Annotated in this window: 20 protein-coding genes; 15 read left to right on the plus strand and 5 right to left on the minus strand. The window is 43.7% G+C overall.

The genetic code is table 11. The annotated features are described in order from the left end of the window. Positions 1–8 precede the first annotated feature (8 nt). Both R7R24_RS01815 and R7R24_RS01820 read left to right on the plus strand, forming a co-directional pair. Entirely contained in the window at positions 9–1,379 is a 1,371-nt protein-coding gene (locus R7R24_RS01815) for a GGDEF domain-containing protein (protein ID WP_005376517.1), read from the plus strand. Positions 1,380–1,536: 157 nt separating this feature from the next. Next, positions 1,537–2,424, plus strand: a complete 888-nt coding sequence (locus tag R7R24_RS01820; RefSeq protein WP_005376516.1) for a LysR family transcriptional regulator — start codon at positions 1,537–1,539, stop codon at positions 2,422–2,424. Here the strand turns inward: R7R24_RS01820 and R7R24_RS01825 are convergent. Next, entirely contained in the window at positions 2,421–3,029 is a 609-nt protein-coding gene (locus R7R24_RS01825) for a response regulator transcription factor (RefSeq protein ID WP_017821556.1), read from the minus strand. The genes R7R24_RS01820 and R7R24_RS01825 overlap by 4 nt on opposite strands. A gap of 682 nt (positions 3,030–3,711) precedes the next feature. On the opposite strand from R7R24_RS01825, the gene R7R24_RS01830 reads away from it, so the two are divergent. Continuing rightward, a complete protein-coding gene (locus R7R24_RS01830) occupies positions 3,712–4,692 on the plus strand; it encodes a chemotaxis protein (RefSeq protein ID WP_025998672.1) in 981 nt (326 codons plus the stop codon). Between the two features lie 49 nt (positions 4,693–4,741). Here the strand turns inward: R7R24_RS01830 and R7R24_RS01835 are convergent, their stop codons facing one another. Continuing rightward, positions 4,742–5,272: a prepilin-type N-terminal cleavage/methylation domain-containing protein gene (locus R7R24_RS01835; protein WP_191115919.1), complete on the minus strand. Its 531-nt coding sequence runs from the start codon at positions 5,270–5,272 to the stop codon at positions 4,742–4,744. A gap of 443 nt (positions 5,273–5,715) precedes the next feature. Here R7R24_RS01835 and R7R24_RS01840 point away from each other — a divergent pair, with 443 nt between their 5' ends. The 4 genes from R7R24_RS01840 (at position 5,716) to R7R24_RS01855 (ending at position 8,568) form a co-directional block, all read left to right on the plus strand. Beyond that, positions 5,716–6,438, plus strand: coding sequence for a sulfite exporter TauE/SafE family protein (locus tag R7R24_RS01840; protein WP_005376512.1), 723 nt, complete (start codon positions 5,716–5,718; stop codon positions 6,436–6,438). A 102-nt stretch (positions 6,439–6,540) separates the two neighbouring features. Beyond that, the gene (gene rarD, locus R7R24_RS01845) at positions 6,541–7,446 is read left to right on the plus strand and encodes an EamA family transporter RarD (protein WP_031778926.1); all 906 of its coding nucleotides are present in this window, start codon (positions 6,541–6,543) and stop codon (positions 7,444–7,446) included. Positions 7,447–7,654: 208 nt separating this feature from the next. Then, entirely contained in the window at positions 7,655–8,041 is a 387-nt protein-coding gene (locus R7R24_RS01850; RefSeq protein WP_005376510.1) for an MAPEG family protein, read from the plus strand. Next, entirely contained in the window at positions 8,035–8,568 is a 534-nt protein-coding gene (locus tag R7R24_RS01855) for a hypothetical protein (RefSeq protein WP_033906497.1), read from the plus strand. The genes R7R24_RS01850 and R7R24_RS01855 overlap by 7 nt, the downstream gene beginning before the upstream one ends. A 284-nt stretch (positions 8,569–8,852) precedes the next feature. Here the strand turns inward: R7R24_RS01855 and R7R24_RS01860 are convergent, their stop codons facing one another. After that, a complete protein-coding gene (locus R7R24_RS01860; RefSeq protein WP_191115918.1) occupies positions 8,853–10,217 on the minus strand; it encodes an endonuclease/exonuclease/phosphatase family protein in 1,365 nt (454 codons plus the stop codon). 394 nt (positions 10,218–10,611) lie between these two features. Between R7R24_RS01860 and R7R24_RS01865 the strand changes: the two genes are divergently transcribed. Beyond that, positions 10,612–10,926: a DMT family transporter gene (locus R7R24_RS01865; protein ID WP_191115917.1), complete on the plus strand. Its 315-nt coding sequence runs from the start codon at positions 10,612–10,614 to the stop codon at positions 10,924–10,926. A gap of 79 nt (positions 10,927–11,005) precedes the next feature. On the opposite strand, the gene R7R24_RS01870 is transcribed toward R7R24_RS01865, so the two are convergent. After that, entirely contained in the window at positions 11,006–11,911 is a 906-nt protein-coding gene (locus R7R24_RS01870) for a DMT family transporter (RefSeq protein WP_005376505.1), read from the minus strand. Between the two features lie 168 nt (positions 11,912–12,079). On the opposite strand from R7R24_RS01870, the gene R7R24_RS01875 reads away from it, so the two are divergent. The 3 genes from R7R24_RS01875 (at position 12,080) to R7R24_RS01885 (ending at position 14,753) form a co-directional block, all read left to right on the plus strand. Further along, on the plus strand, positions 12,080–12,538 hold the full coding sequence (locus tag R7R24_RS01875) for an NUDIX hydrolase (protein ID WP_191115916.1): 459 nt from the start codon (positions 12,080–12,082) through the stop codon (positions 12,536–12,538). Positions 12,539–12,642: 104 nt separating this feature from the next. Further along, entirely contained in the window at positions 12,643–13,215 is a 573-nt protein-coding gene (locus R7R24_RS01880; protein WP_047101443.1) for a GNAT family N-acetyltransferase, read from the plus strand. Positions 13,216–13,340: 125 nt separating this feature from the next. Then, complete coding sequence (locus R7R24_RS01885; protein WP_132937213.1) at positions 13,341–14,753, plus strand: coniferyl aldehyde dehydrogenase; 1,413 nt, start codon at positions 13,341–13,343, stop codon at positions 14,751–14,753. Positions 14,754–14,928: 175 nt separating this feature from the next. Here R7R24_RS01885 and R7R24_RS01890 read toward each other — a convergent pair whose 3' ends face one another. Beyond that, positions 14,929–15,408, minus strand: a complete 480-nt coding sequence (locus R7R24_RS01890; RefSeq protein ID WP_005376501.1) for an aminoacyl-tRNA deacylase — start codon at positions 15,406–15,408, stop codon at positions 14,929–14,931. A 156-nt stretch (positions 15,409–15,564) separates the two neighbouring features. On the opposite strand from R7R24_RS01890, the gene R7R24_RS01895 reads away from it, so the two are divergent. The 4 genes from R7R24_RS01895 to R7R24_RS01910 all read left to right on the plus strand — a co-directional run bounded on the left by R7R24_RS01895 (position 15,565) and on the right by R7R24_RS01910 (position 20,566). After that, positions 15,565–17,106: a glutamate synthase-related protein gene (locus tag R7R24_RS01895; RefSeq protein ID WP_031781378.1), complete on the plus strand. Its 1,542-nt coding sequence runs from the start codon at positions 15,565–15,567 to the stop codon at positions 17,104–17,106. A gap of 186 nt (positions 17,107–17,292) precedes the next feature. Beyond that, positions 17,293–19,467: a catalase/peroxidase HPI gene (gene katG / locus R7R24_RS01900; RefSeq protein WP_132937214.1), complete on the plus strand. Its 2,175-nt coding sequence runs from the start codon at positions 17,293–17,295 to the stop codon at positions 19,465–19,467. A gap of 174 nt (positions 19,468–19,641) precedes the next feature. Continuing rightward, positions 19,642–20,094 (plus strand): antitoxin Xre/MbcA/ParS toxin-binding domain-containing protein, encoded by a 453-nt coding sequence (locus R7R24_RS01905; RefSeq protein ID WP_005376498.1) that lies wholly within the window; start codon positions 19,642–19,644, stop codon positions 20,092–20,094. A 1-nt stretch (position 20,095) separates the two neighbouring features. Then, positions 20,096–20,566 (plus strand): RES family NAD+ phosphorylase, encoded by a 471-nt coding sequence (locus tag R7R24_RS01910; protein ID WP_005376497.1) that lies wholly within the window; start codon positions 20,096–20,098, stop codon positions 20,564–20,566. Positions 20,567–20,625 lie beyond the last annotated feature (59 nt).

A 20,625-nucleotide genomic window follows, 5' to 3' on the forward strand; every position in this document is an offset into this window, starting at 1 on the left:
ACCGCATCATGACACTTAAAAGTATCGCGTTGTCTCTTTTCATCGCAACATTACTATTCGTCACTTCTGTCACAATGATTGGTGCGGTGTTAATTTCTTATGAAGTAAAGCAGTTCAACACTTACGCGAATAATTTAGCCAAAATAAAACAAAAAGTAATTCTCATGGGGCTATTGACGGAAGCGCAGCTCGAGCAATACAAAGGCATGAGCGTGAGTGAAGTAGAAGCGCAAACAGAGCTGAGCTTTCAAGATGCGATTTACTCCCTGTCACCTTATGAAAAACTCAATTACGTTGAAGCTGTTGCACGGAAATCGCTTCATCAGGCTGAAGCGTATTTATCAAATGCGTTCAATCGACAAAATGCCGTTATGTATTTTCGTTCTTATACTGGAAACAAACTCATCTTAGAGAGACCGATTGAAGCGCTAGAGGGAGTGAAAGCCACATTTGATGTTGATTGGTGTAAAAGTAACTATTCTTGTGTGTTAGCCGCGTGGAAAGAGCAACTAACGGACCGGGTATTGTTTTCCCTACCATTTAAAACGACATACTCCGATGACATGGCGATAAGCATCATGAGTCCGGTTTACTTTCAAGGTGAGTTAGTGGGAGAGTTCTCGGAACAATTATACCTCTCGCCGCTTTATAATGATGGGAAAGCGGTGGATGTTCAAATAGCGAATGGGAACAAACAAATGGTGATTTATTTCGCTGGCTACCCCTTTCCATCATTCGCGTACACCCAATCATATGTCGCAGACAACAACAATCTTATCGTTTACATGTACCCATTCAGTAAAATTGTATTGGATTACGTGTTCTTGTTTATCATCTTCTTTTTCGTAACCTTAGCGTATTACAACAAAGCTTATGAATCTAAAGAGAGCAAACTTCGCCTCGCGAAAGCACTGACGAACGTGACGAAAGATGATTTAACGGGATTGTTTAACCGCAGAGTCTTTCAAGATAGCGAATTCAAACGTCGTTTGGAAACCGCGCCATATTCCGTCATTGCAATAGATGGCGATAGGATCAAGAGAATCAATGACCATTACGGTCACCATGTAGGGGACGAAGTTATTGGGATTATTGCTGATGCTATGTCTAAAGTGTTTCGAAATAGTGATTATCTAGTTCGAACTGGTGGTGATGAGTTTGTTGCGATTCTGCCAGGTTGCAGTATCAGCCAATCTTCAATATTGGCGAAGAAGCTTCGTAGTGTCGTTAAAGATAACCGACTAAAGACCTTGGATATCGAAGTTAGTGTGAGTACTGGTATCGCGGCGAATGAATTACACGAAACCCTTCAGGACGTTATTGTACGTGCAGATGAAGATCTCTATGAGATGAAAAAACACAGACAAAAGTCCCATTAAGCAGCGCTAGTATTGACTCAATGTTAAGTTACGGAACATAACCATGACATAACTGTTTGATTAATTTGACCAAACAGAATGAGTGGTCTTTTATATTAGAGCAGTCAACAAATAGTGATTGCTCTATTTATTCTCGACCTTACATTTGGTGTCGCACGTGAACAAAGATCTCGACTTAAACTTACTTAAAATACTTGTCTTACTGGATAAGCACCGTCAGCTCAAGCCCGTTGCGAAAGCGATGGGGAAGAGCGAAGCGTCAATTAGCAAATACCTTGCCCGATTGCGACTCCAGCTAAACGATGAATTGTTTATTCGGCATCCTCACCACATGGAACCGACGGACTATTTAAAACGTCAATTACCTAAAATTTCCGATGCACTCGAGAAGCTTGAAACTTGTCTAATTAGAGATGAGTTTGAACCGGAAAATTACGAAAAAGACATCACCATTTGTTTGCCGCAAACCGCTCAATACTCATTTGGGCATTTACTTGCAATGGATTTAATGGCGCTGTTTCCCAAGGCGCACATTTCGATAGCAACGATTACAGAGTATACGATAGAAGAGATAATCCTAGGCAAAGTGGATGCGCAGTTACATTACTTCAACGAGGATGTTCCGAAATCTGTTTATCAGAAGTTCATCGGCTATGCGCCTGCTGTGGTAGTTGTCCCTGAAGAGCTGGGAATTGCCACCCTGGAAGAAGCGGCCAAACTTCCCTTTATCATGTTAGAGATTATCGGTTGGAAAGAGAAAGAGCAGCTCGTTAAGCGTGCAATGGAAAGCCACGGTATGGTCATCAACCGTATTGCGGCTCTAGACAACGTAAGCAGCGTATTGAAGCTAATTAAGCAAAAAAGCGCCGCAACCGTGTTACTTGAATATCAGGCGCCAATTGATGGATATAAATTTATAAGAGTGCCAGAGCATTTTTACCCAGATGGCTGGCCAAAAGTGGTTGTACAGGTGAAGCAAAGCTTAAGACATGATGCAATGCACCAGTTGTTAATCGGTGCTATTGCAAAATACATGAGCGCTTAGCGGCAAAACTCAATGTTTTCTGACTGAGGAATAGTATGCAGAAGTTCAATCAACGTGTCCGCATGGTACTTTTTCAGAATACGCGTTTTGTAGGTGCTGATTGTTTTAGCGCTGAGTGAAAGTTGTTCAGAAATCTTCTTATTTGAGTAGCCTTGTACAAGATAATGGAACACCATGGCTTCGCGATTTGAAAGTGTTACGTTACCCGACGATGGTGTGTGAGTCGACTTAAACATTGAGTAACCGCGTGAAACACTCACAATTGCGTCAATAATGGTCTCTCTTGTTTCATGTTTGCTTAAGAAGCCATTTGCGCCCATTTCGTACGCTGCTTTAGAAAGACTCGAGTAGTCACGTGAAGAAACAAATAACAGTCGGCCACGATATCCCGTCGCTAAAATGTTTTTGGCTAAACGCATACCATCGCGGTCGCCAAGCACTACGTCTAGAATAATCAAATCAATCTTTTGGCCTCGAACAAGATCCATCACTTCCGCACTGTCAGTGGTTTGAATCACTTCAGCTGCGTTGATTACAGATTCAACTAGAGAAGCAAGTGCTTCGCTATACAATGGTTGAGCGTCGATAATAAGAACATTATTCAAAGTGAACCTCACCTAATACATCAACTAGTGTGCTGTCAGGCGACAGCGCAATTGGATGAATAGGATTGTAGGAAAAACCTTGCTAAGAGGAAGGAAAATGACTCTTTCCAAAAGTGAAAATCAGTGTCTTGATTATGGGAATAGCGATGTCAGGTATTGAAATACCTAGTGATAGGATGATTGCTTAAAACTTACGCTGACAGAAAACTAACAAACTGAAAGTGTTCTTTCAGTGTTCTATGCCTTCAGATTTTCTTGCGATGCCTCTAGCGCTTCGATTTAAACCCGTGTTCACAAGCGCAGTTTTATACCATGCCACTTGAAGAGAGCTTGTTCTACACCAGGCATGAGCACGCTAGCCAACTTTGCACTGATATCTGTTGGATAGGTTTGGCTATTGACGCTGAACATCACTTCAAATTATTTCTAAACTTTTCATTGACTCGGCCGCTAAAAGTGGAGGTGTTAATTCGCACTTTGGCCACTCATAATGTCGTGTTCAAAAATGAGACAATTTTACATGGTTTGGTATGGAAATGTGCGTTAGCCGTCCTTTTGATGGTTTACAAATTTTGTTGTAACGACTAAAAAGGACTTTTGGATTTTTAGCCAGAGAATGGCTTCTCATGGCGTTTGCATCAAACTTTTTCTGATGCGTATTTTTGGTTGGATAATTGGCTTTATGAGTAACGTAACCAGCACCATTTTGACAGAAAGTGGTACCAATGAGCTTGAAATCATCGAGTTTCATTTAGAAAAAACATTGCCAGATGGCAGCACAAAAACTTGTTATTACGGCATTAACGTTGCGAAAGTACGAGAAGTGATTCGCGTGCCAGAAACAACCGATTATCCAAACGCACAACCTCATATGATTGGTGTGTTCTCATCCAGAGATGTACTGACGCCTTTAGTGGATTTAGCTGGTTGGTTAGGTGTGCCAACACGACAAGATCTGGAGCGCAAGTTTGTAATCGTTACGGATTTCAACAAAATGACCAATGGCTTCTTAATTGACAGCATTTCGCGTATTCATCGTATCTCTTGGAATGATGTGGAATCACCAAGTCAGTTTTTGGAAGCGGGCGAACAAGATTGTGTAGTAGCCGTTGTCCGTAAAGAAGGCAACCTGATCATGATTCTCGACTTTGAAAAAATCATCGCAGACATCAACCCAGAACTGAGTATGGAAAAATACGATGTGAAAGGGGACAAGTCGGTGGATCTCAACCAGAGAATGGTCGGTAAGCGTAATGCTAAAACGATCATGGTGGTGGATGACTCAGCATTTATTCGCTCTTTGATCCAAGATACATTAGCTTCTTCAGGCTACAATGTGATCACATGTAAAGACGGTGGTGAGGCGCATGAGAAGTTGATGAGCTTGATCGAGGTTGCGAAAGAAGAAAACTTGCCAGTTAAAGAGCTATTAGATGCGGTGGTTACGGACGTAGAAATGCCTCGAATGGATGGTATGCACTTAGTGAAGAGACTACGCGATACCGAAGCGTTTCATGAAATGCCGATCATTATGTTCTCGTCATTGATGAGTGAGGATAACCGAGCGAAAGCACTATCTCTTGGCGCAAATGATACGATTACCAAGCCAGAGATTGGCCGCATGGTGAATATGATGGATAAATACGTGTTTAACTTTGCGTAAAAAACCGATCAGATGAAACAAATAAGGCTGCCGATTGGCAGCCTTATTTTTATTGAGGGCAGGGAAGAATATCTAAGGTGTAACTCTCGTTTGGAGTCTGCGGTGGCCCATATAAAATTCCGCATTGTGTAAGGCTAGCTCTTTTTTCGTCGGCTGCAGCAATGACCATTTCGCGAGTTGTTGAACCAGCCGGGTGATGAAATGTTTTCCAATCCGAGTCTTCTTCGTTCAGTCCTTGCACGAGTAACTTCATCGATTCGCTATCAGAATCAGGATATCCATATAAAAAAACACAGCGCTTTGAACCACCAATATTACAGCTGTCAAATGGTAAATCTGCCATTAAAGCACTGTCTACGAAGTTTGAAACGTAAGGCTTGCTTTCCAATCCCGCAATCGCCATTTTCCCATAACCGACGCCTAATGCTGACGCAATAGCGCCTTTCATTCCTTCCAAACGTGCTTCACGTGCATCACTTTGAAGGTTTAAAAAGCGTGGCGCGGCAGTGACAGCAAGAATACCGAGCACGACAATAACTACGACTAACTCTATTAGAGTAAATCCCGTTTGTTTTTTCATATTATTTTCACAGCAAGTTAAAGGTAGAAAAACACTGACCGTACACTTGTTATTGTGTAAATAAGTACGGTAATGACAAATCGATCAATAGTATAAAGAGGTGAGTTGTAAAGTGCTATACCGACGCCGCACTAATTGACTGAATCCATTAAATGCAATGGAGAATTCATGGGTCTAATTCTGCTAGATTTTAAGAGGTCATTAATTCCGCTGAAGAAATGCTGCGTGAACAGGCGAGCATGAATCCTCTTCGATGTAAGCAAACATGTACATCAGCGGAATGAAATACAAAATGCAAATGAGGGCGAACCGCACAAATGGATTGTCTTTTTATTCACTTTGATGAATGCTACGCGGAATTCATATCGCAGTATGCCTGAGGTATTCATCATGCGAATGTGCTTTGGTTTTGTGTTTATTTTTCAAATATAAGAATAATCTAAATGGAATTCGATTCGATAAACTTCCTTGCAATAGGTTTGATATTTCTTGGCTCTTATGTCCAGACCGCAATCGGTTTTGGCTTGGCTATTGTTGCCGCACCTTTACTGATTCTTTGGGCGCCAGAATATGTTCCTGCGCCAATCTGTTTAGTCGCGTTATTTATTTCGTTGATGAATGCGATGAAGCACCGCAGTAGTGTTGAAATCGGCGGCTTAAAGATGGCGTTGATTGGGCGAGTGCCGGGATCAATTGCTGGTGGCTTGCTACTCTTTTTTGTATCTACACAAACTCTCACGCTTTGGATTGGTTTGTTGGTGCTGTTTGCAGTCGTGGTGAGTGTTTTACCGTTTCGGGTTGAGCCTACGCCTTCGCGTATGACATGTGCTGGTTTCTTTTCTGGGTTGTTTGGTACCAGTTCTGCGATTGGAGGCCCTCCGATGGCGTTATTGTTGCAGCATCAAGAAGCAAATCAGTTACGCGGCAACTTATCGGCTTTTTTTGTTTTCAGTTCGATTATTTCACTAATAGTACAAATCCCAGTGGGCTTCTTCACATTGCATCATTTGGTTATTACTATTCCTCTATTACCTGCTGCGGCGCTTGGTTACTGGCTAGCAATGAAAACTACCCAGTCGTTACCAAAAGAAAAGATTCGGTTTGGGGCACTTGTGTTGTGTTTTGTGAGTGGCTTTACTGCCGTCGTACAAGCGTTGAGCCAATAATGCCATCTGCATCATAAAGCCACTGCGGGATTGCATTCCTTTTTATGTAAGGCGGACTTGTTTACTTACGCCAAATTGGTCGTTTAGATGGGCGATAGTTTTATGAATAACACTCGTTATGGCACTTTTATGGCAGCATTCTCCTTTGTGATCTGGGGATTGCTACCAATTTATTATCGTTATTTACCAAATGCTTCTATGGATGAGTTGCTAGCATGGCGAATCATTGGGTCTGTACCTGTCGGGTTTCTAATTGTACTTGGGATAACCCGTCGAGGGCTGAATTGGAAAGAAATCTGGCTTGATAAAAAATCCTTGTGGTACACGTTTGTGGCGAGCAGTTTGATGTGTATTTCTTGGAGTGCGTTCACTTGGGCTTTGACCCATCATCGGGTCATCGATGCCAGCTTAGGCTTCTTTATTGGACCATTAGTATCTGTTGCGCTGGGCGTATTTATTCTTGGGGATAGGCTCTCAAAAGGCAAACTTATTGCAATAGTGTTGGCAACAATTGGTGTTATGTATCAAGTGATTCACTATGGTCAGCTACCCGTTATCGCACTAACGATGGGGTTGTTCTTTGCTTTGTATGGGCTGTACAAGAAGAAGATAAATTATGACTGGAGTACAACCTTGTTTGTTGAGGCGTTGTTACTGACTCCAGTTGCACTCGCCTATTTGCTCTATAAACAATGGGCAACTGGTGAACTGGCTTCGGGCACAGATACCACAACATTGCTTTTGTATTTTGGCAGTGCACCTATCACACTTTTACCACTCGTATTTTATTCTATCGCAATACGTATAACTAATTTATCAACCGTCGGTCTAATGCAATACATCGAGCCAAGCTTGCAGTTTGTGTTGGCAGTTATGTTTTTTGGCGAGTTGTTTGACGAAGTGAAAGCGGTGACCTTTGCATTTATTTGGGTAGGGCTGTTGTTCACAATTTTTGAAAGTATTATCAAAGGGCATCGGCGCAAAAAGCTGGTCAAACACCCCTTATAGTGGTTTCAATATTCTCACATATTAGCTTCTTTATTCTTATGCCCTCATTCGAGGGCATTTTTAATACCATAAAGCATTGGCTTTCGTTTTTTGCCCGAATAGAAATCATAACTTGAGATTATTTGACGCATTATCATAATGATACCGCTATAGTTATAGCCAAGTGACACGCTTATATAAGTGAAAACCAGATCAAGAAGGACGACATATGATCACAGCTCTGTATGCCAACATTCTCGCAATACTCATTATTTGGTTGGCTGTTCAAGTAATTAAGCAACGTCGCTTAAATCAAATTGCTTATGCCGATGGTGGGGTAGAGGCTCTACAAATTGCTCGTAGTGCCCAGAGTAATGCGACAGAATATATCCCCATCACCCTGATTTTAATGGCACTTTTAGAATTTAATAGTGCTTACCCAACATGGATACATCTCACCGGTATTATTTTTGTAATTGGTCGAGTTATTCATGCTAAAGGCATATTGAAAAAAGACTTGAAAAAGCGCATTAGAGGGATGCAGGTGACATTTCTGGTGATACTTTCATTGGTTGTGTTAAATATGATTTACCTGCCATACGATAAGTTATGGTAAGTCTGCGACGTTACATTCCACCACCTTGGGTACTCGTTCTGATTGGATTAGTACTGAATATTGGCGCGATCATCGTTACTAGCTTAGTCCTTGATAAGTTGGGTAAACAGCACTCGCAGCTCGCAGAGCAAACAGCAGAAAACTTGTATTCCATCCAACTCGCATGGAACAGTGTGGAAACCCTAGAAAGGAAAAGAGAAGCTTTACTGCTGCATGTGCACATAAGTCAGAGCGTAGCGATACCTTTAGAGCTAGAAGAGGTATTAGCAGGGCATTTATCTTCTTGGGTTCTCAACGAGTCGGATGAAATAAAAATTGATCAACTTCCTCAACTGATGTCAAAGATAAATCAGGCACAAGCTTCGTATAGAGACCGCATCGATAATTACTACATTGAGAATGTAGAGCTCAATGAGGTAATGGCAAAGCAGGATGAAAAGATCGCTTGGTACAAGAATATCGGACTCTTCTTGCAAGTATTCGGACTTGCGTTAATCCTTGCACGCGACTTAGCTAGGAAGCAATAAAAGCAAGAGCTAAAGATCAGGTTTATTGCGAAATGCCAATGATAGTTTGCAAATTGCAATTTATTCGGTGAGCAAACAGTAGCTATTGGTTAAGTTTTAATGAAAGTGATTAAATAACAACCTGTTTTTGTGCGCTGAAAAGTTGGCACGCCTCATGCTTTAGTATGAGTGACCCTTTCTAAGCCGAGGGTCACCTAGCCAACTGACGTTGTTAGTGAACCATCTTGTTCACAAATATATACAGCCAATCACGACTCCTTGTGGTTGGCTTTTTTTTATGCAGTCTAGAACTGTGCTTTAATCCAGATCATGCGATGGTCGGAAGATACATCCTTACCATCACCATACTTACCGATACGTGCATCGTTAAATAGTTTACGGCCTTCTTCATAAGACGCTGACCAGTACACACCAGAGTCTATTACATTCAAATTTGCTGAAGGCAAGGCATAGTCTACCCCTAAGCCAAACGTTGAAGTGATGCGATTCGGATATGGGTGAGTTGAACTGCGGTCAACAGCGTGTTCAGCTGCACCAAAGCTTGTTGGGTAAAGCTCACCATTCATCACGGTTTGGTTAACCAATGGATCGTTGTGCAGCTCTTGCATTACAGAGCTAATACCGTCACCAGCCACTGGATCAAGGTTTTGATCACCCATCATTACGAATTTAGCGCCGTTCGTTAAGCCACCTGTTTTACCCGCATCGTCGTAAAAATAGTCTTTGCCTTGAATGTAATGATGCCAAAACTCCACTTCTGCTGCGTTTTGCGCTTTGTTTTTACCGGTGTCGAATACTGGTGGAGTAGGATGAGACATCAACAAGTGTACAACTTCCTCGCCATTGCGTGTTGGAATGATGATTGGCGCGTCGACGTGATTTTTCGAAGATAGACGCACTTGATCCCACTCTTCCGCTGAGTACCATTCATCACCACACTTCATGCCGTCTGGAATCTTTTGCGAACCGTCACAGATAGTAATGGTTGGAATTTTCGCACCTTCCATATCTTTCCATTTAAATGCTTGGAATGTACGTGTGTTTGCCGTGTCAATTTTATACTTAGACATAAGGGCAAATGCATATTGACCATGGTACATGCCAAAGCCCCATGCATCACCTGGCATTTGACCTGCGGTTCCGTTGTTGTCGAGATCAAACTCACTCAACAACCCTGTATTAGTTGAGTAAGATTCAGCATAAGGGTATTCAATAGGCTCAAGGTTTGCTTCACCGCCCGCGCCATTGATGCTTTGCGCGACAGACAGGTAGTTCTTCTGGAATCCTTCAATGGCTGCTTTGTTTTCACCTGTTCCATCGTTGTTGTATTCCGCCATCATGAGAACATCAGGACGATTCTTTTGAATGATTGCTGCAACGTTACGAATTTGAATGACTTTTTCCGCAGTGGTTTTGTCTTCGGCTGCGATTGAACCGTCTAAATAAGAGGTGACCAACGCAGCTTGCTGCGTTGGTTCAATTTGCATTTCATCTACCAAAGTTTCGAAGGTAGCGCGGTCAAAAGAGAGGTTGTAAGTCGCTATTTTTACTTCTTTAGGCTGAACATTGACGTATTCAGTATCGTCATTACATCCAGATAGTAGAGCGGCGCCAACAAGGACAGCGATAGAGGTTTTGATTGCTTTCATGGGTACGTCATACCTTATAATTAATTCGGCTGAATATTAAAGTCATCAGTCATTGTTTTAAGCGATATTAGTCACACAAACGTTTTCATATTTACATGTTCAATTAGTTTTTGTGTGATTTGTGCAATAAATGCAACACTTTCAACACCAGAAGGTTATATGTAAATTGTTAAAAAACGGTGTCGTTATTGATGCGAAATAGAGAGTCCGCCACCGTTAAAAAGAAAAGCGTAGAATTTAAGCGTGCATGAGATGTTTGAGTTGTATGCTTATCGCCGTGTTTTATTTTTTATGTTTAAATTTCTGTATATAATAAGCAGTCAATCAGAAGTGAGGACGACCTCACCGCTCTATCTTTTCTCGGGGACGACCCCATCTCGTTGGGAAATGTGACATGGCTTGGGGAATTCTCTTCATTGCGAGCTTGTGTGAAATCGCATGGGCTGTCGGTCTTAAATATTCACAAGGGTTTACCAAATTCGGTGCTTCGGCATTCACTATTGTCTTTATGTTATTGAGCTTTTGGTTGCTTGGCATTGCGTTAAGAACCTTGCCTTTAGGCATTGCTTATGGCGTATGGGTAGGGATTGGCGCAATAGGCACGGCAGTCGTGAGTATTTATCTGTTCAATGAGCCAGCAACACTTATCAAAGCCTTAAGCTTGCTAATGATTGTCGCTGGTATCGCAGGGTTAAAAATATCAGCTTAACGTTAGGCTAAACACAAAACAGCCAGAGTCACTCTGGCTGTTTTTCTAAATGTCGTGTTTACGGTTCTAGGTAGGTATATCAAGCGTTGCGCTTAATAAAAGGTAACCGTAAGTGATGACCAAACGCATTAATTAATGCGCCTGTAACAATCAGACCGCCACCGACGTACGTCCAAATGATCGGAACCTCGCCAAAGAAAATGATGCCCAACAACACAGAAAATACGATCTGGATATACGAATAAGCGGAGGCTTTACCCGCTTGTTGAGTTTGCATCGCTTTGGTTAACCCCAATTGTCCAATTTGGGTAAAGACACCAACTAGAACCAACATGAAAGTCAGATATAGATCGGGCATTACAAAATCGTCGCCAATCAGTAAGAGTGAAGCGGGGAGAGCAACCAACGGGAAATAGAAAATGATCACTGAGCTGTCTTCTGTCTGACTCAGTTTTCTGACAATGACGTAGGCAATTGAGCTACCAAATGCGCCTAAGATCGCAATCATGACGCTAAACATTGGTAAAGCGCTATCTGAGCCTTGCCCCGTTTCTGGGCTTACCATGATGTAGATGCCGAGTAAGCACAACGCAATACAAAGGAAAGTTGACGGCTGGATGCGCTCTTTCAAGAAAAATACGGCGAGTAGTGCAGTAAATACCGGATGAATATATTGGAATATCGTCGCTTCTGCCAAAGGTAAGGTGGTCACTGAATAATATACACACATCAGAGCCATCGTACCCACAGCACCGCGTGCAAATAGTAATGGCTTATTATTGCCCCATACAGAAATTCGTTTTCGCTTTACATCGAAATAACTAATGATAAGTGAAACGAGCGCTCTTGCTGCAACGATTTCAAAAACGGGGATACCGTAGTTGCCGACGTGCTTTACTGTAGCCGACATCAGAGCAAAGCCGAACGCGGAAAGCACCATAAAGCGCACACCGATGGGAATCATAGTGTTGAATGAATTGGACATTTTACTGCTCATTTGTTGCGACAGATCTCACTTTAGCATACTTAGTTAGCGATTAAATCCTCTCAACTCAAACACTTCTGTCGACAAGATGAATAAACAGTAGAATACGTAGCAATTAATCTGCCTCTCTCAGCGTAACAATAAAAACTCGATATTTAAGGAGCTTACATGATCCCGATAAAAGCAACGCATGTTTCAGGCGTTGTCATTTCAAAAATTGATGGCATAGAAAAAATGCTGTTACTCAAACGCGTAAAAGGTGGCTATTGGTGCCATGTTGCAGGTGGTATCGAAGCGGGTGAAGCCGGGTGGCAAACCATTTTAAGAGAGTTAAAAGAAGAGACACTAATTGACCAAGTTGAGTTACATACAGCAGACTTTCTAGAGCAGTTCTACGAAGCAAAAAATAACCTTATCATGGTTATCCCATGTTTTGTGCTATTTTGTCCGCCTAACCAATCAGTTGTTCTTAACGAAGAGCATACAGAGTATCGCTGGTGTACGCTTGAAGAAGCTAAGCAGCTGGCTCCGTTTGCCAATCAGCATCACCTATATGAACATGTATGGAAACATTATGTAGATGTGGCATCACTAACGCCATTTACGCTGATCGATCAAAAGGGCTAAATGAACGGCAACGGCTTTGATTAGTTTTTATAGAGAGGTTTGTTCTCATAAAATGAAGCGTTAGGATTTGCGCTGAGCGTTCACAATAAAAAGGAATAACATCTATGGATGAAGTCACATGCCAAGAGACGTATCAAGGAAATCACTTACAGAAGCGTTTTTCCGTCTCGCAAAGGGTCTCAATTGAGCCCCTCAACACGAAACACGCGTCCGCTTTACTAGAAGTTGTGAACACTCACCGAGAGAGCCTTGAGGGCTATCTACCTTGGACGGATTCTGTCACGAATCATAGAGAGGCCGTTAACTACATTTCCCAGCGAGTGAACAGTAACGCGCTGGATTCCCACTGGTGTGCAATTTATTTTGATGAGCAGCTTACGGGTGTTATTGGCATTAAAGGTGTGGATTCACATACGCGTGTTACTGAAATTGGCTACTGGCTTGCCAACAATGGGCGAGGCCATCGTGTGATTGATCAAGTGCTCGCAGTATTGATCCCTTTTTTGAAGCAGAAAGGGCACGCACAATTCATTCAGTTCCATTGTATGGAAGATAACATCGCTAGCATCAATATTGCTGAGCGTGCAGGCGCCACATTAAAAGAATACGTTGATCATGAGTTCGATATGCTTGACCGCTCTCAACGACTAGGCATTTATGAACTACGTTTGATGTAGTATCCACCCCAGAGATATTTTAATCAGAGTTCGAACTCTAACTTCACGAGCGCTACAATAGTAACATTGTTGCGCTCGTGTTAACTTGGGGCGTCATTGGTAGAAACTAGGCTAGGAGAAGCATCATGAACGCAATCACAGAGGTTGAAGTAGATAACTTGTTACAGCAAAGCCTCGGACGCTTAAAAGCGGCATATGCAGCCGAGCCTTATCCTAGTTTGGATGAACGTAAACAGCGCCTCGTTTTGTTAAAAAAATCGCTGCTTGAGAACAAACAAGCTTTGGTTGAAGCGTTAAGTGACGATTTTGGCTATCGCTCAGAATTTGATACCGCCATGACCGACGTTTTGCCAACGGTCTCGCATATTAATTATACCCTCAAACGACTAAAAAAATGGTGCAAACCCAGCAAGCGCGAATCCGGCTTATTGCTCGCACCTTCTAAAGTCACCGTTCAGTATCAACCGTTAGGTGTCGTCGGGATCATTTCACCGTGGAACTTTCCTGTGATTTTGAGCCTTGCGCCTTTAGTGACAGCATTGGCTGCTGGCAACCGCGTGATGATGAAGCTCAGCGAATTTACGCCAAAAACCAATAAAGTCATCGTCGATATTTGCCGTGGGTTGTCTGAGTATGTCGAAGTTTTTGAGGGTGAAGCAGACGTCGCACAAGCATTCAGCCAACTGCCATTCGATCACCTTTTGTTCACGGGTTCTACGAGTGTTGGTCGCGCAGTGGCAAAAGCGGCAGCGGAAAACCTTACCCCGGTGACGTTAGAGTTGGGTGGAAAGTCCCCGGTGATCATTGCAAAAGATGCAGACATGAAGAAAGCCGTTGATGCTATCTTGTTTGGTAAATGCATTAATGCAGGCCAGATTTGTGTCGCGCCTGACTACGCATTTGTACCGCAAGAACGTGTCGAAGAGTTCATTTCGCTATTCTTAAAACGTTTTGAAAAGCTCTATTTAAAATCCAACAAGAATCAAAAGCTGACCCATATTGTCAACCAACGACAATATGATCGTTTGACTGCGCTACTTGAGGATGCAAAAGCGCAAGGTGCTAACCTTCACACTGTTGAAGCGTCGCCCCAAGAGGAACGACTTCTGTATCCTCATTTGGTCACGGATGTGTCGCCGAATATGCGAATCATGCAAGAGGAGATCTTCGGGCCATTTCTACCTGTTAAGCCCTACAATGCCGTTGATGAAGCGATTGACTACATTAATCAGCACCAAAGACCACTTGCGCTGTATGTTATGTCGGACGACAAATCGACCATCAAACATATTGTACGCAACACCCACAGTGGTGGCGTCGGCGTTAATGATACGGTTTTACATGTTGGCGCTGAAGATGCGCCTTTTGGTGGCGTTGGTGAATCGGGTATTGGGCATTATCACGGAGAGGAAGGATTCAGAACTTTTAGTCATGCGAAAACCATTCTTCACACACCGAAATGGTTGCCAAGAACGAGCGTATTAATGCGCCGTAGGGCTATGGCGATAAAAGCGATCCAAAAGATCTTTGTTCGATAATAATTATGATTTGATTGATAAAAAACCGCCCGAATAGGCGGTTTTTTGTTTCTATATGCTCTGAAACGCTGGGCACCAAAGTCCGAGAAACTTCCATCGCGTGCTACCAACAAAACAAAGAAAGGCTCTTGTTGAAAGAGCCTTGTTCAGGAAATGTCGAAATATCTTGGCAAGTTTAATGCAGAACTTCACTGCTGAATCTTAGATATCTACAGTCGTTCATCAGTTCTTTAAACGCCTTTCGGTCCAGCTTAATCAGAGTTTCATGATCGCCAGCTTCAAGGTAGACATGTTCCAAGTTTGCTAGTCTTTCATCGCAAACTGTCGACATGTGGTAAGGGCTACCAATCGGTGGAATAGCGCCGTGTTCACAATCGGTGAAGAGTCGGTAAACCATACGCTCTTTCACCAAGTGGAAGGTGGCATTAAATTCGTCGTTTAATCTCGACAAACTGATTTTGTTGTTGGCAGGTAAGACCGCCATCATATGACGCCCTTCATGATCCTCTAGAATCACACCTTTTGCGATATTCATTAAAGGCACACCTGCTGCAACACCACTTTGTAGCGAGCTATGACTGTGGCTGTGATTCACGGTTTGAAAGTGAATGTTATGCTCAGTCAAATATTCATCTAATCGGGTTGCAATAGTCATATAGCCTCCACGTGTATGAGACCCATAAAAAGTATAGGTTAGTCGGGCGACAATCGCGCATTTTACTCGGCGACACTGACGCTCTTTACGCTCCTGTTCTACGCTTATTGCAAGCCAGCGAGAAAGCATGGTTAACAATAATAAATAGGGGGCAACATGAGCAAGCCAATCATCGCTGATAACAAGCCGATCAAAGTAGAGTTGAAAGCTGGGCAAGAATATTACTTCTGCCGATGTGGGCGTTCTAAAAAACAACCTTACTGCGATGGGTCTCATTCGGGAACCGGCTTAAAGCCAATGAGCTTTAGTGCGGAAAAAGACGAAGATGCCTATCTCTGCCAATGTAAGCATACCGCCAATGCTCCTTTTTGTGATGGTACACACAAGCGATTTACCGCAGAGCAAGTCGGTAAAGAGGGACCGGAACAAAAGCGAGAGAAAAGAGACAAACCAACGGCGTCTGCTACTCAAGAAGAACCAACCCTCGAGTTTATCCACCAATTAGCGAGAGAAGGACTCTCTAAACTCGGTCATCATGGTCCGATGGCTGCAATGGGGGTTCCTAGGCATTTGCTACCACATTGGGATGCTATACAAATCATGGTGGCGCAAATGGCGACACAACCGTTGTTGGAAGACGTTCCTGTGTCTACCGAGTTGATTGTGGGACCAAACGCGCGTAAGCCGCTCAGACTCGCCATTCCTTTGTTGGTGTCGGACATGAGTTTTGGCGCGCTTTCGGAAGAAGCGAAAATTGCACTAGCAAAAGGTGCAGAGTTGGCAGGGACTGGGATTTGCTCTGGTGAGGGTGGCATGTTACCGGAAGAGCAAGCCGCCAATTCACGGTATTTCTATGAGCTTGCTAGCGCTCAATTTGGCTACGACGAATCTAAGCTTCTTAATGTTCAGGCGTTTCACTTTAAAGGTGGGCAAGGAGCAAAAACGGGCACGGGTGGTCATCTGCCTGCAAATAAAAATGTAGGTAAGATCTCTCAGGTGAGAGGCATCCCCGAAGGACAACCAGCGATATCACCACCAACGTTCAAAGATCTTCACACTACTCACGATTTCAGAAAGTTTGCTGACAGAGTTCGTGGCATCACAGGCGGTATTCCAATTGGATTTAAACTCAGTGCCAACCATATTGAGCAAGACATTCAGTTTGCGCTTGATGCTGGGGCTGATTACATCATCTTAGATGGTCGCGGTGGTGGCACGGGCGCGGCGCCAACTATGTTCCGTGATCATATTAGTGTGCCCACCATTCCTGCATTAGCTCGTGCACGTAAGTACTTAGATGAAAAAGGTGCAAGTGACCGCGTCACATTAATCATCACCGGTGGGTTGCGAGTTCCTACGGATTTTGTCAAAGCGTTGGCACTTGGAGCAGACGGAGTAGCGATAGCAAACAGTGCGATGCAATCGATCGGTTGTGTCGCGGCTCGCATCTGCAACACCAATAATTGCCCGGCAGGCATTGCGACACAAAATGCCGATTTGAGGCAGCGTCTCGACGTTGAAAAGTCATCCCAGCAACTGAAAAATTTCTTCGAATCCTCGGTCGAGCTCATGAAAGTCATGGCGAGGGCTTGTGGTCATCACGCTCTGAATGAATTTAGTCATCATGATTTAGCGACCTGGGATCACAACATGGCGAGGCTGTCTGGGATTAAGTATTCAGGTATGGACTTAAACTGATCTCTATCCATATTTTCTGCATATAGGTACATGTTTGATAACAATTATTTATTCGCTGAAATGTTTGAAATTTTGACTTGGCGTTAACTAAAAAAACAGTGTATGAACTACGCTGTTTGAGGTGGATATTCGATTTATTGAATAACAAAGAGTGGTTACCACAACCACGACACGAAGGAGCATTATATGAGCAAAGCAAACGGCGGTTCGGTAGGTAAATGTCCAGTTATGCATGGTGGGCAAACATCTACAGATAAGTCGGTGATGGATTGGTGGCCGAATGCCTTGAACTTAGACATCCTGCATCAACACGACTCCAAAACCAACCCATTTGGTCAGGACTTTAATTACAAAGAAGAACTGAAAAAGCTAGATGTCGAAGCACTTAAAAAAGATTTAAAAGATTTAATGACTGATAGCCAAGACTGGTGGCCTGCCGACTGGGGACACTACGGTGGTTTAATGATCCGAATGGCATGGCATGCAGCGGGCAGTTATCGTATTGCGGATGGTCGTGGCGGTGCTGCTACAGGCAACCAACGCTTTGCTCCTCTCAACTCTTGGCCAGATAACGCCAACCTCGATAAGGCTCGACGCCTTTTATGGCCAATCAAGAAAAAATATGGCAACAAACTAAGTTGGGCAGACCTGATTGTCCTTGCCGGTAACATGGCGTACGAATCCATGGGTTTTAAGACCTTTGGCTTTGCGTTTGGACGAGAGGACATATGGCACCCAGAAAAAGACACTTACTGGGGTTCTGAGCAAGAATGGTTAGCCACAAGTGACGCTGATAACAGCCGCTACTCTGGTGAGCGAGATTTAGAAAACCCGCTTGCTGCGGTAATGATGGGTCTTATCTATGTGAACCCTGAAGGGGTAGACGGTAACCCAGATCCTCTCAAAACAGCACATGACATGCGAGTGACCTTTGCGCGAATGGCAATGAACGATGAAGAAACCGTCGCGCTCACAGCTGGTGGTCACACGGTGGGTAAGTGTCATGGTAATGGTGATGCCGCAAACCTTGGCCCAGAGCCCGAAGCAGCAGACGTTCATGAGCAAGGTCTTGGCTGGATTAATCACAAAACACGTGGTATTGGCCGTGACGCGGTAACGAGTGGTATTGAAGGTGCTTGGACAACACACCCTACACAATGGGATTACGGATACTTCCACCTACTATTTAAGTATGACTGGGAACTGAAAAAGAGCCCAGCCGGCGCATGGCAATGGGAGCCAATCGACATTGAAGAACAAGACAAGCCTGTCGATGTTGAAGACGGTTCTAAGCGCTACAATCCAATCATGACCGACGCCGATATGGCGCTCAAAATGGACCCTGAATATCGTAAGATTGCAGAAAAGTTCCAAAATGACCCTGCGTACTTTGATGACGTTTTTGCTCGTGCCTGGTTTAAGTTGACACACCGCGATCTAGGACCAAAATCATGTTATTTCGGCCCAGATGTGCCAAGCGAAGATCTTATTTGGCAAGACCCAACGCCCGCAGGTAAGACAGACTACGATGTCGATTTAGTGAAAACAAAAATTGAAGCAAGTGGCCTATCCATTAGTGAGTTAGTCAGTACGGCGTGGGATAGCGCGCGTACTTACCGTGGCTCTGACCGTCGAGGAGGTGCAAATGGCGCGAGAATTCGCTTGGCTCCGCAAAAAGATTGGCAAGGGAACGAACCTGAACGTCTAAGCCGTGTTCTTGCTGTGCTAGAAAAAATAGCAGCAGAAGAGGGCTGTAGTGTTGCAGACGCTATCGTGCTTGCTGGGAACGTAGGTATTGAACTGGCTGCGCGTGCCGCAGGTCATGATGTTTCCGTGCCATTCGCGCCAGGCCGAGGTGATGCCACCCAAGAGATGACGGATGTGGAATCGTTCGAAGTACTTGAGCCTGTTGCTGACGGTTTCCGAAATTGGTTGAAGAAAGACTACGCGGTTAAGCCAGAAGAGCTTTTATTAGATCGTGCTCAGCTTATGGGGCTAACGGCGCCAGAAATGACGGTACTTATCGGTGGTATGCGCGTTCTAGGCAGTAACTACGGCGGTGGAAAAGAGGGCGTATTTACTGAGCGAGTCGGCACTTTGTCGAATGATTTCTTCGTGAACCTTACTGACATGGCATATACGTGGAAACCAGTGAGTGCTAATCAATATGAAATCCGTGATCGTAAAACCGACGCTGTGAAGTGGACGGCTACTCGAGTGGATCTTGTCTTTGGTTCAAACTCGATCCTGCGTTCGTATGCGGAAGTGTATGCGCAAGATGATAATCAGGAAAAATTCATCCATGACTTCATCGCCGCATGGACGAAAGTCATGAACGCGGATCGTTTTGACTTGCAATAAGTGAAACGATGTTCATCGATAGATGCGTAAACAAAGTTGATGAATAAGTAAGAGAGGCGGGCGAAAAGCTCGCCTTTTTCTTTACCTATCTTTTTACTTTGATTGTTACTTTGATTGAAAATTAAGCTCATTTGAACCATAATAACTGGACCATATGAACCACAGGAGCTTGATATGGCAACTGCAGCATTAAAAAGCTTCAAACCGAAACAACCTCATAAAGCCAATTTCTGGTTTATGTTGGGTATTGAAGACGCTGAAACAGGTCGCACTGATGCGGTTCACAAAGGCTTTGAGCCAAAGGTGTATCGCAATATTGTTGAGCGTGTGAAGCTTTCTCAGAGTGAGTTTCAAAACGTCACATTGATACCTGTCAGCACGGTCAAGCGTCGTCTAAAAAACGATGAACGCTTCAATACGCAAGAAAGTGATGCAATCTATCGATTAGCGATGTTATTGAAACTCGCGACAGAACTGTTTGACGACGAAGAGCGCGCGTTAAAATGGATGAGAGAGAATGTGTATGGCTTAGGTGGAAAACGTCCACTTGATATGGTCTCGACCACGGTGGATTTTGAAATCGTAAAAGATTTGATCGGCCGTTTAGAGCACGGGGTATTCTCGTAATATGAAGCTCTATCGTCTCACACAAAAGAAATTTGCTGACACGCCATTCAGCCCCGTTGGCGCAAAGTTATTTGGAGGGCGATGGAACTCAAAAGGAACCGAAGCCCTCTACTTCTCTGAATCGGAATCCCTTTGCTCGTTGGAAGTGTTTGTTCACGTAAACAACGATCCTGCTATCACCAAACTTTACGATTTATATCGTATTGAAATGCCAGAATACCTCATCGCCACCTTAGATGAAGAAGATCTCCCTGTGACGTGGCGAGCAATACCGGCGAGCGAGTCTACGCAGTACATTGGTGATCAGTTTCTCAATGATCCTCATCCAGAGTTTGCCGCGCTGCAAGTGCCTTCAACGATTTCACCTCGTGATAAAAACTACGTGGTGAATCCAAATCATCCCAAAATGAAAGAGATCATCAAGAAAGCCGAAAAGCTCGATTTCGCGTTTGATCCGCGCATTTTCAAATAGACGCCTAGCTTTGTCTTGCTTTAAAGCATTCAGCGCTTACCTGAGATAAACGCTGAAGC

Source organism: Vibrio sp. 704 (genome assembly GCF_033339295.1).

What these genes read in the sequence shown, in the direction of transcription:
- R7R24_RS01815 (WP_005376517.1), top strand. Translation starts at nt 9, where the DNA reads ATGACACTTAAAAGTATCGCGTTGTCTCTTTTCATCGCAACATTACTA.
- R7R24_RS01830 (WP_025998672.1), top strand. Translation starts at nt 3,712, where the DNA reads ATGAGTAACGTAACCAGCACCATTTTGACAGAAAGTGGTACCAATGAG.
- R7R24_RS01835 (WP_191115919.1), bottom strand. Translation starts at nt 5,272, where the DNA reads ATGAAAAAACAAACGGGATTTACTCTAATAGAGTTAGTCGTAGTTATT.
- R7R24_RS01840 (WP_005376512.1), top strand. Translation starts at nt 5,716, where the DNA reads ATGGAATTCGATTCGATAAACTTCCTTGCAATAGGTTTGATATTTCTT.
- rarD (WP_031778926.1), top strand. Translation starts at nt 6,541, where the DNA reads ATGAATAACACTCGTTATGGCACTTTTATGGCAGCATTCTCCTTTGTG.
- R7R24_RS01850 (WP_005376510.1), top strand. Translation starts at nt 7,655, where the DNA reads ATGATCACAGCTCTGTATGCCAACATTCTCGCAATACTCATTATTTGG.
- R7R24_RS01855 (WP_033906497.1), top strand. Translation starts at nt 8,035, where the DNA reads ATGGTAAGTCTGCGACGTTACATTCCACCACCTTGGGTACTCGTTCTG.
- R7R24_RS01860 (WP_191115918.1), bottom strand. Translation starts at nt 10,217, where the DNA reads ATGAAAGCAATCAAAACCTCTATCGCTGTCCTTGTTGGCGCCGCTCTA.
- R7R24_RS01865 (WP_191115917.1), top strand. Translation starts at nt 10,612, where the DNA reads ATGGCTTGGGGAATTCTCTTCATTGCGAGCTTGTGTGAAATCGCATGG.
- R7R24_RS01870 (WP_005376505.1), bottom strand. Translation starts at nt 11,911, where the DNA reads ATGTCCAATTCATTCAACACTATGATTCCCATCGGTGTGCGCTTTATG.
- R7R24_RS01875 (WP_191115916.1), top strand. Translation starts at nt 12,080, where the DNA reads ATGATCCCGATAAAAGCAACGCATGTTTCAGGCGTTGTCATTTCAAAA.
- R7R24_RS01880 (WP_047101443.1), top strand. Translation starts at nt 12,643, where the DNA reads ATGGATGAAGTCACATGCCAAGAGACGTATCAAGGAAATCACTTACAG.
- R7R24_RS01885 (WP_132937213.1), top strand. Translation starts at nt 13,341, where the DNA reads ATGAACGCAATCACAGAGGTTGAAGTAGATAACTTGTTACAGCAAAGC.
- R7R24_RS01890 (WP_005376501.1), bottom strand. Translation starts at nt 15,408, where the DNA reads ATGACTATTGCAACCCGATTAGATGAATATTTGACTGAGCATAACATT.
- R7R24_RS01895 (WP_031781378.1), top strand. Translation starts at nt 15,565, where the DNA reads ATGAGCAAGCCAATCATCGCTGATAACAAGCCGATCAAAGTAGAGTTG.
- katG (WP_132937214.1), top strand. Translation starts at nt 17,293, where the DNA reads ATGAGCAAAGCAAACGGCGGTTCGGTAGGTAAATGTCCAGTTATGCAT.
- R7R24_RS01905 (WP_005376498.1), top strand. Translation starts at nt 19,642, where the DNA reads ATGGCAACTGCAGCATTAAAAAGCTTCAAACCGAAACAACCTCATAAA.
- R7R24_RS01910 (WP_005376497.1), top strand. Translation starts at nt 20,096, where the DNA reads ATGAAGCTCTATCGTCTCACACAAAAGAAATTTGCTGACACGCCATTC.